The organism is Paenibacillus sp. OAS669, assembly GCF_014873645.1.
In the GTDB taxonomy this organism is placed as follows: domain Bacteria; phylum Bacillota; class Bacilli; order Paenibacillales; family NBRC-103111; genus Paenibacillus_S; species Paenibacillus_S vulneris.
This window is the reverse complement of sequence record NZ_JADBDR010000004.1, coordinates 299,424-313,192: the sequence shown is the minus strand read 5'-3', so window position 1 is coordinate 313,192 and position 13,769 is coordinate 299,424. Positions and strand designations below refer to the sequence as shown.

At 46.0% G+C, this 13,769-nt stretch carries 13 protein-coding genes; 12 read left to right on the top strand and 1 reads right to left on the bottom strand.

Annotated features, from left to right (window positions below; translation table 11 throughout):
- Positions 1-2: 2 nt before the first annotated feature.
- Positions 3-809: an AraC family transcriptional regulator gene (locus tag GGC63_RS11850; RefSeq protein ID WP_192702503.1), complete on the bottom strand. Its 807-nt coding sequence runs from the start codon at positions 807-809 to the stop codon at positions 3-5.
- A 139-nt stretch (positions 810-948) separates the two neighbouring features.
- On the opposite strand from GGC63_RS11850, the gene GGC63_RS11845 reads away from it, so the two are divergent.
- From GGC63_RS11845 to GGC63_RS11790, 12 genes are all read left to right on the top strand, one after another.
- The gene (locus GGC63_RS11845) at positions 949-3,216 is read left to right on the top strand and encodes a TIM-barrel domain-containing protein (protein WP_192702502.1); all 2,268 of its coding nucleotides are present in this window, start codon (positions 949-951) and stop codon (positions 3,214-3,216) included.
- Positions 3,217-3,412: 196 nt separating this feature from the next.
- Positions 3,413-4,057: a PspA/IM30 family protein gene (locus GGC63_RS11840; protein WP_192702501.1), complete on the top strand. Its 645-nt coding sequence runs from the start codon at positions 3,413-3,415 to the stop codon at positions 4,055-4,057.
- Positions 4,058-4,094: 37 nt separating this feature from the next.
- Positions 4,095-5,126 carry a TFIIB-type zinc ribbon-containing protein gene (locus tag GGC63_RS11835; protein ID WP_192702500.1) on the top strand — a complete coding sequence of 344 codons (1,032 nt, stop codon included), beginning with the start codon at positions 4,095-4,097 and terminating at the stop codon, positions 5,124-5,126.
- Positions 5,123-5,962 carry a TPM domain-containing protein gene (locus GGC63_RS11830; RefSeq protein ID WP_192702499.1) on the top strand — a complete coding sequence of 280 codons (840 nt, stop codon included), beginning with the start codon at positions 5,123-5,125 and terminating at the stop codon, positions 5,960-5,962. The genes GGC63_RS11835 and GGC63_RS11830 overlap by 4 nt, the downstream gene beginning before the upstream one ends.
- 39 nt (positions 5,963-6,001) lie before the next feature.
- Positions 6,002-6,958: an SPFH domain-containing protein gene (locus tag GGC63_RS11825; protein WP_192702498.1), complete on the top strand. Its 957-nt coding sequence runs from the start codon at positions 6,002-6,004 to the stop codon at positions 6,956-6,958.
- 77 nt (positions 6,959-7,035) lie between these two features.
- On the top strand, positions 7,036-7,308 hold the full coding sequence (locus tag GGC63_RS11820) for a hypothetical protein (protein ID WP_192702497.1): 273 nt from the start codon (positions 7,036-7,038) through the stop codon (positions 7,306-7,308).
- A gap of 151 nt (positions 7,309-7,459) precedes the next feature.
- Positions 7,460-8,137, top strand: coding sequence for an HAD family hydrolase (locus GGC63_RS11815; protein WP_192702496.1), 678 nt, complete (start codon positions 7,460-7,462; stop codon positions 8,135-8,137).
- A 107-nt stretch (positions 8,138-8,244) separates the two neighbouring features.
- On the top strand, positions 8,245-9,162 hold the full coding sequence (locus GGC63_RS11810; RefSeq protein ID WP_192702495.1) for an ArsR/SmtB family transcription factor: 918 nt from the start codon (positions 8,245-8,247) through the stop codon (positions 9,160-9,162).
- A 376-nt stretch (positions 9,163-9,538) separates the two neighbouring features.
- Positions 9,539-10,858 (top strand): ABC transporter substrate-binding protein, encoded by a 1,320-nt coding sequence (locus GGC63_RS11805; RefSeq protein WP_192702494.1) that lies wholly within the window; start codon positions 9,539-9,541, stop codon positions 10,856-10,858.
- A 67-nt stretch (positions 10,859-10,925) separates the two neighbouring features.
- On the top strand, positions 10,926-11,855 hold the full coding sequence (locus GGC63_RS11800) for a carbohydrate ABC transporter permease (protein WP_225948133.1): 930 nt from the start codon (positions 10,926-10,928) through the stop codon (positions 11,853-11,855).
- A gap of 12 nt (positions 11,856-11,867) precedes the next feature.
- Positions 11,868-12,710, top strand: a complete 843-nt coding sequence (locus tag GGC63_RS11795; protein WP_192702493.1) for a carbohydrate ABC transporter permease — start codon at positions 11,868-11,870, stop codon at positions 12,708-12,710.
- A 9-nt stretch (positions 12,711-12,719) separates the two neighbouring features.
- Positions 12,720-13,715, top strand: a complete 996-nt coding sequence (locus GGC63_RS11790; protein ID WP_192702492.1) for a LacI family DNA-binding transcriptional regulator — start codon at positions 12,720-12,722, stop codon at positions 13,713-13,715.
- The last annotated feature ends 54 nt before the right edge of the window (positions 13,716-13,769 follow it).

Below are 13,769 nucleotides of genomic sequence, written 5' to 3'. Positions count from 1 at the left end.
AATTATAATTGATGAGTCCTGCGATAGAGTGAGGGGCTCATCATTAATTTTTTGGAAAATAGCCTGCTTAAATAATAGCCGTTCTCGTAACCGCATTGTTGAGCTACCTCTTCCACGGTAAGGGTACTTGTAATCAATAAGGTGCAGGCTTTCTGCAAACGGATCCGTGTGAGATATTCGCTGGGTACCGTCCCCAATGCGGCTTGGAATCTTCTAGTGAATTGTACAGGGCTAAGTCCAAGCGAATCGGACAGAGACTTCATGCTGAAGGCTTCGAAGGCATTCTGCTTGATCAAGGCTGCTGCGCGTTCCATAAGCGGATCATCCCGTAAAGGCGCTTTTACTTCAGGCTGTTCGGATTCGAAGCCGTATTGGAACAATATATCTTTAAGATGAAGGGAAATCCAAGCTAAGTGAAAAGGGTCTGTACCGTCCGCCAATTTTTTTATTCGAAAATAATCAGAGGCGAGTCTCCGGGTATCTTTGACTGTTATTTTGCCAGTGGGGATCGAATCGTGGTGAGCAACGACATTAGCGCTTGCATCCGACCATTGAAACCGGAAGAAAAAGAATGAAAGCGGGGTAACGATTTCCCTATAAAACGGTGTACCCGGAGGACAAATGACGAGATCACCGAACAAGGCCGTTCCGGAATGTTCATTGATCTCATATTGGAAAGCGCCGTCCTCAACAGCAAATATGATCCACTCGTCATAAGTATCTACCTTATAAGAGAATTGCTGCTTTTGATCCCAATAGGTGCATTGAATCATTTGGGGAGTGAGAGACCAGAGCGGTAATAAGGCCATCGTTGAGACCCTCCAGTTACGCTGTTATCTGAAATATTGTATTGATTATATATGAATACAGTGCATTTTAAAAGGAAATTCAATCGTTTAAAGTGAAATTGTAGATATTTCATACCATCGAATTAGGGAGAGTGAAGTAATGATTCGAAAGGAAGCACCCCTTCAAGCAGAGGGGTTCACCGTGCAGGAGGAGCCGGGCCGGCTGATCATCGGTACAGCGGGATACTTTATGCATATAGATAAACAAGGATGCTGCTTCTCCTTTCATTCCCCTGAAGGGAGAGTTATTGCTGCGGCACATACTGTATCGGGAATCCGGTTCTCCTCCCCTAACGAAGAGGAAGTATTTGATGCGGTATCGGCTTCATTGATTTCTATTGACAAGCATCAAGTCTGCATCCTCGTGAGTAATAGGAATGGAGATCAAGCGCACATAAGGATCGAGCCCTTTTCCAGCTTTGTTAAGCTGCAAGTGATTCCCCGAGTGGAGGGAAGGTATATTATCGACGCCAGGACAGCTCCGTTACAGCCGGTTTACGGGTTAGGGGATCACGGCGGATACGGGGAGAGCACGAACGTTTTCGGTATAACCGACGATCAGTTTTTCAATTCAAATGACGGTAAACGCTTCGTATCCAATTTCGCTGTGTTTCCGGCGGCCGGTTTTGCACAGGTGCTCTTTGAGGATGGGGTAAAACGGGTGAGAATTAACGGGGAAGAAAACGCTCTTGGAGCTTCCGGGGTTAGAGGGGTTCACAGCCTGTATTATTTTATCGGAGACCCGAAGCAAATCTATTTAGATTATAAGCAAGCACGTCATTGGGAAGGCTATCCCGACCTCAAACCGAAGTATGACTTTTTTGAAGTGGGCTACGAGGCTTTTGGCTCTTTGGGCTGGAATACATGCCAAGAGTCTGTGACGGAGGATGTTCAAACCTATCTAAATAAAGGGTATCGATTGAAGTGGGCTGTTATCGGCTCCGGATTTTGGAAAGGGGACAGGAAGGCGGACGACCAAGGGGCCACCACCAGCTTCGGGATCTGGGATGATGTGAGTGAGGAAGATCGGACGGATGGATTGCCTAATCCCAGGTATCCGGATAAGGAGGCCATGAAGGAATTTTTCCGTTCCCGGGGGATAAAGCTCATTCTTGGGCTGCGGATCAGCTTTAAGGCACTCCCCGAAGATGGGGGCCATCATAATGCGTTATATGACGGCACCTTTATCCATGAAGGGCTGGAGCGAGGCTATTTCGTAACCGACGAAAGGGGAAAGCCGATCACCTTCCGGGTCCAGTTTCCTAAAGGGGCCGTTTATTTATTGGATGCCCGGAATGATGAAGCGGTGAACTGGTATTTGTCGCTTGCCCAACTCTGGGGCGCTGACGGCTTCAAGGAGGATACGATGCTGAAGGACGGGGCGCTCTTACTGAATGATGCCAAATGCAATGGGACGAACGCCAAGCTGATGGAAGCTGGGTATTACTCGATGGTTAGGAATGCAGCATATTCCGTACCGGGTGAGATTCTTCGGCTGGAAGATACGATGTATGGCATGGATCAGGACCGTCCGGCTATTAACGGTTTAAATTATGCGGCAAGCGGGGCCCCAAATGTCTACGCAGATATCATTGCGGGCAAATATCTAGCAATTCCGTTGACGGAGGATCAGAAGCTGTATATGGTTCGCAATGCCATGTTTGCTTTTGTTTTCCCGGCCATGTCCGTAGGATTAGGCCCCTGGAACATGAACTGCGTCCATTTCGAAGACATTGTCAAAAAGGCGTGCGATTGGCATTCATCCATGGCGCCATACCTATATAGCGCGGCTATAGATAGCTTTCATTCAGGCTACCCGCATACGATGACGCCTCTTCCGATCGCGTTTCCGACGGATACAACTACATATGAGCTGGGCTGCAAAAGTAAGAAGCAATATGAATGGATGCTGGGTCCATCCCTTCTGGCTGCACCCGCTTATGGCAGCGACTACGCACGGGTTACGGCCCGAGATGTGTATTTGCCGGAAGGAAAGTGGATCGATTATGAAACGGGAGCGGTATTTCATGGCCCTGTAACTTTGTACGGATACGAAATTCCCCTGGACAAAATTCCGGTTTTTATCGGAGGCAAGGGAGTGGTTGTCGTAAGGGATTTAACGGATGACCGACTTTATGCCGAGGTATATCCTATTCAGCAGCAAGGCTCGAAGTACGTTTTCCATTATCCTGACGGCAAGCATTCCACCATCATCACGAACGATAATGCAGGATGGAATGTCGAAACGCTGGAAATCATCGAGACGGAATCAGAGAACCTTGTCCCTTTCCGTTACAACGCCAAGACAGGCTCTTTCAGTTTTCTCATCCAAGAAGGAGTAAATTACCGATTACTTGACGGGAAGTAAGAATCTAACGGTGTTTAGCAGCACAAAGTAAGGAAGCTGATTGCCGCAGCAATCGCTTCCTTTTTTATTGAACCGGTACCATGAAGCTGCTCTTTAATAGTTGAATAAAATAACATTTTTCTTAGTCATTGAAACCTTTTTCATGAAATTATTGTATTATTAGAATAAAGCATTATGACGAAGGGAGTGGTGCATCATGGGAATCTTGTCAAGATTAACCGATATTATGAGAGTGAATGTCGACTCCATACTACAGCGGAATAACGACCCGGAGAAGACGATCGATGAATATATGCGGACCTTGAACAGCGACTTGAGGAAGGTAAAAGCCGAAACGGCTTCCGTGCTTGCGGAGGAGCAAAGAGCAAAGGCACAGCTCGATGAGTGCAGTTCCGAGATCAAGAAGCTGCAGCGGTATGCGGAGAAATCGGTCGAATCAGGTAATGAGGAAGGCGCCTTGAAATTCCTGGAGAGGAAAGCGCAGCTGGGAGAGAGGTTAACCGAGCTTCAGGCAGCTTACGAGCTTGCCTCCAACCATGCTGCAAGCATGAAGCAAATGCAGGATAAGCTAGTTGCGGATCTGGGACAGCTGGAGGCTCGGCGGGTAGAGCTTAAAGGGAAGCTGGCCGCTGCGAAGCTGCAGCAGGAAGCGAATTCAGGCCGCTCCTCTTCCGGGGATGTTCAGGCGTCCTTTCGGGCAATGGAGGAACGGGCCGATCAAGCGTTGAATGAAGCCGAGGCACTGGCTGAACTGAGGGCCGGAGCGAAGGAGGATGATTTGGACGCGCAGCTTGCTCAACTGGAGAAGCATTCGGGTGCGCAACAAGGTGAGAAAGGATAAAGTTCTTGGTTATTCCTAAAGTCCCAGAGGTGAACAGATGAACGTTATTGAATACAAATGTCCTAACTGCGGCAGCGGCATGGTCTTCGACTCCGAGACGGGGATGTTGTCGTGTCATAGCTGCGGAAGAAAGGATAATATCGAGCAGATCTCCGATCCGCTTGGCCGGCAAGGTCTATCTTCAAATGAGGTTCAGGAATATCACTGTACAAGCTGCGGAGCTGTCGTTATCACGGAACCGGAAACGGCGGCAACCGTTTGCAGCTTTTGCGGCTCGGCGGTTGTTCTCGGTGACCGCTTGAGCGGGAAGCTGGCTCCTGCCGTTGTTATTCCTTTCACAATCAGTAAGGAGAAAGCGATAAAGGCGTTCCGGAAATGGTGCAGAAACGGGCTTCTTACTCCGGACGATTTTATGACCGCAGATCGTATCAAAAGTATAACCGGCATGTACATCCCTTTTTGGCTGTACGAATTACATAATAATGTGGAGGTAAGCGGTCATGCCACGAGGGTGAAAACGTATACAAAAGAGGATTACCGATATACGGAAACCGAGCATTTTGACATCTACCGCAGGCTTCAATTGAATTATGTGAGAGTGCCTATTGATTCGTCAGAGAAGATGAATGATAAGCTAATGGATAGACTGGAGCCTTTTCACTACGATCAACTGAAGAGCTTTAAAACTCCTTATCTGGCAGGCTACGTAGCGGAGAAATACAGTTACACGGATACGGAGATGCTGCCGCGCGCGAAGGATAAAATCAGAGAATATATCGAAGCTTCCATTTCGTCATCGGTGACGGGATATTCTACTGTTACTATAACGAATAAGGATATAGATACAAGAGTAAAGAATGTAGAGTATTGTTTGCTTCCGGTATGGGTTGTTCATTATGATTATAATAAACGGGAGTATATGTTTGCCATGAACGGTCAGACGGGCAAGGTCGTCGGCAAGCCTCCTATCAGCATGCTGAAGGTAACGGCATGGTTTGCAGGAGTTTCTGTTTTTTCTTTCCTATCTCTGAAAATAATTTCGTGGATGATGGGGGGAGGGTTCCTGTGAGAAGGCAAGGTGCTTTGCTGGCAGTTCTATTCTTCTTCGTGATGTATCTTTCCGTTCCTGTTCAAATCATGGCGGCGGCAAGGGAAGAGAAGACATTGATCTATGATGAGGCGAAGCTGCTTAGTTCTGAAGAAATTCGTGAACTGAATTCGCTGGCCAATCAATATGGCGCCAAAAGGAAGACGGATATTATCGTCATGACTTCCAATAACGACCAAGATGTAGATGTCAAAAAGATGACGGAGAATTTCTATGATGAGAATGGACCCGGGTACGACAAGTCTCATGGCAACGCAGTCATTTTAACATTGGATATGAAAAACCGTGATATTTATTTGGCTGGATTTTATAAGGCTGAACAGTATCTTGGCGATAACAGGCTAGACAAAATACGGGATAAGATTACTCCCGATTTGTCACAAGGCAATTATAAGCAGGCATTCGAAACCTATATCTTAACGTCCTATAAATATATGGGCGTCAAGCCCGGAGTGGATCCAGATAACGTGCTGTTTGACATAAGGTTCCAACTCGTAGGGTCCTTGGCTATTGGATGTATGGTTGTTGGAATAATAGCCTACCGCTCCGGCGGACGCGTCACTGTAAATCGGCATACCTACGAGGACGCAAGCAGTTCAGGAATTCTGGATCGGCAGGATCAGTACATTCGAACAACCATAACGCAGGAGAAAATTGAAAAAAGCTCTGGAAATAGCTCTGGCAAAAGCTCCGGCGGCGCTAGCTCCGGTGGCAGTGGAGGTTTCACTGGAAGAAGCGGCGGTGGCGGAGTCACTGGCGGAGGCCATTCGCATAGCGGCAGCAGAGGCAAGTTTTAATCAAGTGTTGAGTTTGAACAACAGGAAAGGGGAATTTCGATGGGATTTTTCAAAAATCAGTTTTCAAACGTAGTAGAATGGGAAGAGTTTAGAGAGGATATGATCTTTTGGAAGTGGAGCAATCGGGAGATTAAGAAAGGAAGTAAGCTGATTATCCGCCCGGGTCAAGATGCTATTTTCGTGAATAATGGCAAAATTGAGGGGATATTCCAGGATGACGGGGAATATAAGATCGATTCGGATATCATTCCTTTCTTATCTACTTTAAAAGGCTTTAAATTCGGCTTCAACAGCGGCATGAGAGTGGAAGTATTATTTGTGAACACGAAGGAATTTACTGTCAAATGGGGGACGCAAAATCCTGTTCTGATCCCAACACCGCAGCTTCCGGGCGGTATGCCGATACGCGCGAACGGAACGTTCAATTTTAAAGTGAATGATTATGTCAGATTGATCGATAAAATTGCCGGGATGAAAGACAGCTATCTTGTGGAGGATATTAAAATTCGTATCATTTCGGTGCTGGACCAGCTTCTGATGAAGTGGATCAGCAGAGAAGGAAAGGACATGTTCAATCTGCAGGCGAATGCGTCAGAAATTGCCAGAGGTATTCGCGAGGATCTGGATATGGAAGTATTGGATAATGGAATGACCATTACGGGCTTTCAAGTGATGAGCTTTAATTATCCTCAAGAGATTCAGGATATGATTACAAAGACGGCTTCTCACGAAATGATCGGCAACCTGCAAAAATATCAGCAGGTCAGCATGACCGATGCAATGGCATCCGGTAAATTGCATGGCGGTGGAGCTGCTTCAGACATGGCAGGCATGATGATGGGAATGAACATGGCCAATGAAATGATGAAAAACATGAATCAGACTCCGCCACCTTCTTCTTCTCCAGGCGGAAGCAAGCCAAACTTTTGTCCTAACTGTGGCACGAAAAACGAAGGAGCTAACTTTTGTCCGAATTGTGGTCAAAAGCTGAGCTAATTAGCATAGATTAATTTTCCTCTAGGTTCAATTTGTTGCAGGATCTGGTTTACTAAACAACAAAGGGAGGGAATCCCATGTTCAGCTTCACATGTACAAATTGCTTCCATGTGGAGACTTTTAATCTGCTGCAGGACCTGGTAGAAACGGATGGGTTGTGGCATCTCTATTGCAGCCATTGCAGCCATGAATACTTTGCAGTCAATGCTTTTGAACGTGATCAAATGATTGAAGGCATGAGATTAACAATGCTATATGTTCCTGACATTATCAAAGCCTATAAACCTAGCGAGAAGGAATTGCCCTCTCAAATTAAATTTGTTGTACCACAAGATGGAAGACATACATAAATCATACGCTGACTGCCGGACGAACGGCAGTCTTTTTTGCGTAATCTAATAAAAATGATATACAAATAATACCATTTACTGTATATTGGAATGGTACAATGGTAACGTATTAAAGTATTAACATATTAAAGAAAGAAGGTCGATACATTCTATGTTTAAAGCGGTGTTTCTAGATTTCTACGGTACACTGGTATACGAAGATGATGAGGTTATTGGCGATATCAGCAGGAAGATTGCAGCATCTGCACAGAGTCAAGCGACCGCCCAAGAGATAGCTGCCTATTGGTGGAAATCATTCTCCCAAAGGATGCATGCATCTTACAGCGAGCTCTTTCAATCGCAACGCGACATCGAGCTGCAATCTCTAGAAGATACCATTTCTTATTACAAGTCGCCGGAGAACCCGCACAAACTAAGCGAGCTTATCTATCCATACTGGCAAGCCCCTCAGCTATTCGAAGATACACCGCTATTTCTGAAAAGCGTCGGAATTCCCGTCGTTATCCTCTCCAATATCGATCGGGCAGACATTCAATCGGCCATTAGATATAATCAAATTCCTATAGAGAACGTCATTACCAGCGAGGATGCAAAAGCCTACAAACCAAGACCAGACATGTTTCTGCAGGCACTTGAAGCCTACAATCTAAAACCCTCAGAGGTTCTCCATGTAGGGGACTCACTTACCAGCGACATAGGGGGAGCCCAGAGCACAGGTATTCAAGCAGCATGGCTCAATCGTAAAAATAAGCAGCTTCCGCAATCCTTTACCCCGGATTATGTTGTGAACTCGCTAACTGAGCTGCTTCCTTTGCTAGGATCAAAATGAATTCATACCATCAATCGTTGCATCGTTCCCTAAATGCGATATACTCATACTAAAAGCGGCAGACTTCAGTTATTTTTTGTAAAATAACAAGAAAGTAGGGGAAGTGCATGCTAGAGTTAACGATAGATGAGCCCGATCGGTTGATAAAGGTTGCACACGCTTTGTCTTCAGAGATTCGCATCAATATTTTAAAGCTGTTAAGCAATCAAAATGAAAACATTGTCGATATTGCGGACAAATTAAATTTGCCAGTATCAACCGTTGCTTCCAATGTAAAAGTGATGGAGGATGCGGGGATTATTGTGACGGAAATTCGGCGGGCATCGAGAGGAACAATGAAGGTTTGTGCCAGAACCTTCGATGATATTCATATGAATCTTAATGTGAATGTCGGATACAATAATCCGAACTGCTACCAGATCGATATGCCGGTAGGCTTTTATACGGATTGTGACATTCACCCTACTTGCGGAATGATTAATCAGAACGGCGTATGCAAGCCCGATGACGAGCCTTCGATCTTTTTTCATCCCAACCGGATGTCAGCGCAGATGATTTGGTTCCGTCGCGGCTTCGTTGAATACCGTTTTCCAACATTGACCGTGCCGAATGCCAAAGTTCAGTCCATTCAATTCTCTATGGAGCTGTGCTCTGAGGCGCCGAGATACGATCATAATTGGCCTTCGGATATAACTGCTTGGATCAATGGAGTTGAAATTGGGACATGGACCTGTCCGGGAGATTTTGGAGATCGTAGGGGCAGGCTAAATCCAGCGTGGTTTCCCGACCAGCATACCCAGTATGGATTATTGAAAACCTGGAAGGTGGACGCAACGGGCAGTTACCTTGATGATGTGAAAATATCGGAGATTAACTTGCGGGATATTCAATTAGGGAACCATCAAGCCATTCGGTTTCGCGTAGGCAATATGCCTCATGCAGAGCATATGGGGGGCATTAATTTATTTGGCAAAGAGTTAGGAGATCATGATCAGGATATCGTAATGAGAATCATTTATACCTGATAGTAAAGGCCCGGAGAGCCACTTTTGGTGGGATCGATGGGCTTTTTTTGTCGAATTAGCCAGGTTCCGGATAGAAAACCTGATTTGGTACAAGCATTTATTACGGATGTTTTGTAACAAACGAAAAATCGAGAAAATACTGTTGACACTTTGGAAGTCCTTGGTTAATGTTGAATTAACGATACCGGGAACGTTAACATGAACGTTCATGGTACCTAATCGACGGTCCGGTTAAACAATAACGAGAGGAGGGGCTTTTTCAAAAAGAGGCGCTCAGAAAAATGTCACGTTGAAAGCGCATACATCTCAGTGGTTTCTTATGGTGTTGCATGAATGTAAGCTTGAATGGATAACGAATCGAATAGGAGGAGTTAACATGAATCGTTTCAAAATGGTAACGTTGCCTATGAGCATTATCCTTCTTTCATCGCTTTTACTAAACGCATGTTCCGATAGCACCAAGAATAGCAATGACAGCGGTTCTACAGACGGCCCTTCCGCTAAAAACGGGAAGGTAACACTCACCTACTGGAACTTGTTTGCCGGCGGTGACGGTGAAAACATGAACGAAATGGTTAAGAAATTTAACGAGGAGAACAAGGATAAAATCGAAGTAAAGGCGTTAACCCAGGATTGGGGACAATACTATACGAAGCTGCAGACCGCTGTTGCGGGCGGGGTTGCACCGGATATCGGCATTTCGCATACTTCCAAATTATCGGAGCTTGTTACGCTAGGAATCATTGAACCCATGGACGATTATGCCAAAGCAGGCTCAGTGGATTGGAGCGGATATAACCAGAATATTTTGAATGCGACCGTGTTTGATGGCAAACACTATGCACTGCCTTTGGACGCACATCCGTTCATATTGTATTACAACAAAAAAATATTGAAGGATATGAACCTGCTGAGTGATGATGGAAAACCCAAAATGGAGCCAGGCGCAGACGGATTCACGGGCCTCCTCAGCAAAGTGAAGCAAAATGCACCTCAGGGCGTTTATCCTATGCTGCTGTCATCCAGCGGAGAGGATCCGTACCGGATGTGGTGGGCGTTCTACAATCAGCTGAATGGGCCCGGATTATTGGATGCGTCGGGGAAAAAAGCGGTATTCAACAACGAGCAGGGCAAGAAGGCGGCTGAGTACACGCTAAATTTCTTCAACAGCGGTCTTGTGCCGAAGAACTTCCAAGATATCGGCAAGTCGTTCCAGGCAGGGAAAGCGGCGCTGATGCCTTCCGGTGTCTGGTTCACGAGTACGTTAGAAGCTACACAAGGGCTTGAATTTGGTGCCATTCCATTACCTCAATTTTTCAATAAATCGGCTACATGGATTGATTCTCATACCTTGGTCATTCCTGTTCAGAAGAAAAATAAAGACCCCAAAAAGATCGAAGCGGCGATGACCTTCGCCAAATGGATTGCGGATCACGGTGCCATGTGGGCTAAGGCCGGGCATATTCCGGCATCAAACGCGGCAGTACAATCACAAGAATTCAAGAGTATGCCGCTTCGTTCCGATTATCTCAAAGCAGCCTCCGACGGCGTCTATTTACCTAATTCTCCAAAAATGTGGCCGGCAAAAGACCAGCTGGTTCAAGCGCTGGATGCGATATGGGCTGGAAAAGAACCGGTGGATAAAGGACTGGAGAAAGCTGTGCAAAGCGTTGAGAAAATTTTGTCCCAGCCTTAAAGGGTGTACACATCACTGCGGGGTTACCCGTAACCCCTGACCCCAATCTGCTATGGGAGGGAGTAAGATGAATGGGGCAATGACAACAGCCGATCCCAAGTCCACCAGAAAAGCAAAAACCAGACGCAAGCTCAACAAATATAACGAATGGCTGGGTTCAGCCTTCATAGCACCGTATTTCGTTTTTTTTATCACGTTTTCCCTGGTGCCCATATTCTATGGATTATGGGTCAGCTTTCATAAATGGACGCTGGTAGGTAAGGTAAGCTTTGTAGGTTTGGAAAATTATATCTACGCTGTTAAGGATGTTGACTTTTGGCTGTCACTTTGGCATACCACTTTATTTGTTCTCATTTCCACGCCGGTGCTGGTTCTTGTTCCCTTCCTCCTCGCTTTGATCATCGACCAGAAAATGAAAGGAAGAACACTGCTCAGAACGGTCTTTTTTACTCCTAACATCCTGTCGGTCTCCGTAGTGAGCAGTGTGTGGATCTTCGTGCTAAAGCCGTATAACGGGCTGCTGAACAATATTCTGCACACCATCGGGGTAGAAAAGGAGCTCTTCTGGCTGAGTGAGCCGGGTCTAGCCTGGATTTCCATCGTCATGATCACATTATGGTGGACCGAAGGGTTTAACATGATGATTTACTTGGCCGGCTTGCAGGATATTCCGGCAGAGCATTACGAAGCTGCCACAATCGACGGGGCAGGCGCTTGGCAGAAGCTCAGATTTATTACATTGCCAGCGATGAAAGGAATTTTCATTCTTATAACCGTATTGCAGGTTATTGCCTCGTTCAAAATATTCGGCCAGGTATGGCTCGTAACCCGTGGAGGACCCGGAAACCAGACCCGAACGATTATCCAATATATTTACGAGACAGGTTTTTCAGCCAATGATCTGGGGCGGGCAACAGCGATGTCGTTTATTTTCTTCCTGATTTTAATAACGCTTTCGTTTTTGCAATTCAAATTTTTCAGCGGAAAAAAAGATTAAGGAGAAAACCAAATGAACGAGTATGCGGGAAGCCGAAGATTAACCGTTGGTAAAGTGGCGTTGTATGCAGTCGGCTATGCCTTGGCTATCGCTATCGCATTTCCGGTGATTTGGATGATCGTGACATCCTTTAAGCCGCAAGGCAGCCTGGTTGCCGATATAAGCCAAAGATTTTCACCGCCGTTCTCCATCGAAAACTACGTTTACATTTTTGAAAATGCGCCTGTACTGAAATGGACGATGAACAGTGTGATCGTATCCTGCATCATACCGGTTGCAAGCTTAACACTCGGATCGCTGGCCGCATTCGCACTTTCCCGGATTGACTTCAGCTACAGAAAGGCTGCTTTTTGGATTATTCTTGGCGGCATGATGATTCCCGGTGAAGCGACGATCATCTCCTTGTATATCGTAACCAATGGTCTGAACCTCTTGGATACGTATTTTGCACTCATTCTGCCATCCTTGGCAGGTCCTTTAGGGGTGCTTGTGATGAAGCAGTTTTTTGACGGAATTCCTGATGAGCTGGTAGATGCGGCCAAAATTGACGGATGCAGCATGTTTCGGATCTGGTGGAACATGTTTCTCCCTTTGTCGAAGCCTGTGCTGGCGTCATTGATGATTTTCTCCTTCCTTGGTTCGTGGAATGATTTTTTATGGCCGTTCCTCTCCATAACCTCGGAAGAGCTGATGACACTACCCGTCGGTATTCCGTTCTTCAACAGCTCTTATACGCAGGATGAGACGCTGCCAATGACGATTAACGCCTATGCTTCTATTCCCATCATTATCGTGTTTATTATTTTTCAAAAATATATTGTCAAAGGCATCACACTTTCGGGAATCAAAGGCTGATATTGCGCTATGAAAATTCGACTGAAGGACATTGCCTTGAGAACAGGCTTCAGCATTAATACGGTTTCTCGAGCGTTACAGAACAAAGAGGATATTGCCAAAGAAACCAGGCAGATTATCCTTGCGACAGCAAGGGAGCTCGGGTATATCCCGAATGGGCTCGCCAGCGGACTGAGGTCCGGATTGACAAGGACGATTGCCGTCATTCTCAGTGATGTCGCCAATCCATTCTTTGCCATCATGACTAGATTTATCGAGATAGCCGCCAGAAAAAACAATTACGCTGTCTTCGTGCTCAATAGTGGAGAGGAGCAGGAGCTGGAGGAGCAAGCCATCGGCATCGCTATGAATAAAGGCGTCGACGGAATCATCCTGTTCCCGGTTCAAGAGTCTGCTAGAAGCATCGAACTGCTGAGGCAAGCAAAAATTCCCTATGTGCTGGTCGGCAGACATATTGATCACGAGGACACGGACTTCCTGATTACCGATGATATCAATGGCGGCTATCTTGCTACAGAGCATTTGATTCAAGCGGGGGCGAGGCGGATCTTATTGTTAAATGGACCTGGCCATATGTCCTGTGCGAGGGAGCGGGAGGAGGGATACCGAAAGGCGCTGAAGGCTTACGGAATCGGATATAATTCTGGACTGGTGATTCAACACGAAATCACACATGGTAACACGTATGCTTTGATGAAGCAAATCTTGGCAAACCGGTTTGAGTTTACGGGTATTTTTGCATTCAGCGATGTTGTGGCATGGGAAGCTATCTACGCCCTTCAAGAAGCAGGAATCCGGGTCCCTGAACAAATGAAGGTTGTAGGCTATGATAATATTCAATCTCAGCTGTATTACCCATTTCCTTTAACGACGATTCATATCTCCAAGGATCGCATGGCCTTTAGAGCTGTCGAGATTATGATGAAAAAAATTAAAGGAGAGGCGGAGCTTGAATGCTATCAGGAAATATTCGAAACGACGCTGGTCGTGCGAAGCAGCTGTTAATGGTTTCTTCAATATGCCGGAGATGAACCGCCATTTTAAAGAGAAAGCAGGGAT

What these genes read in the sequence shown, in the direction of transcription:
- GGC63_RS11850 (WP_192702503.1), bottom strand. Translation starts at nt 809, where the DNA reads ATGGCCTTATTACCGCTCTGGTCTCTCACTCCCCAAATGATTCAATGC.
- GGC63_RS11845 (WP_192702502.1), top strand. Translation starts at nt 949, where the DNA reads ATGATTCGAAAGGAAGCACCCCTTCAAGCAGAGGGGTTCACCGTGCAG.
- GGC63_RS11840 (WP_192702501.1), top strand. Translation starts at nt 3,413, where the DNA reads ATGGGAATCTTGTCAAGATTAACCGATATTATGAGAGTGAATGTCGAC.
- GGC63_RS11835 (WP_192702500.1), top strand. Translation starts at nt 4,095, where the DNA reads ATGAACGTTATTGAATACAAATGTCCTAACTGCGGCAGCGGCATGGTC.
- GGC63_RS11825 (WP_192702498.1), top strand. Translation starts at nt 6,002, where the DNA reads ATGGGATTTTTCAAAAATCAGTTTTCAAACGTAGTAGAATGGGAAGAG.
- GGC63_RS11820 (WP_192702497.1), top strand. Translation starts at nt 7,036, where the DNA reads ATGTTCAGCTTCACATGTACAAATTGCTTCCATGTGGAGACTTTTAAT.
- GGC63_RS11815 (WP_192702496.1), top strand. Translation starts at nt 7,460, where the DNA reads ATGTTTAAAGCGGTGTTTCTAGATTTCTACGGTACACTGGTATACGAA.
- GGC63_RS11810 (WP_192702495.1), top strand. Translation starts at nt 8,245, where the DNA reads ATGCTAGAGTTAACGATAGATGAGCCCGATCGGTTGATAAAGGTTGCA.
- GGC63_RS11805 (WP_192702494.1), top strand. Translation starts at nt 9,539, where the DNA reads ATGAATCGTTTCAAAATGGTAACGTTGCCTATGAGCATTATCCTTCTT.
- GGC63_RS11800 (WP_225948133.1), top strand. Translation starts at nt 10,926, where the DNA reads ATGAATGGGGCAATGACAACAGCCGATCCCAAGTCCACCAGAAAAGCA.
- GGC63_RS11795 (WP_192702493.1), top strand. Translation starts at nt 11,868, where the DNA reads ATGAACGAGTATGCGGGAAGCCGAAGATTAACCGTTGGTAAAGTGGCG.
- GGC63_RS11790 (WP_192702492.1), top strand. Translation starts at nt 12,720, where the DNA reads ATGAAAATTCGACTGAAGGACATTGCCTTGAGAACAGGCTTCAGCATT.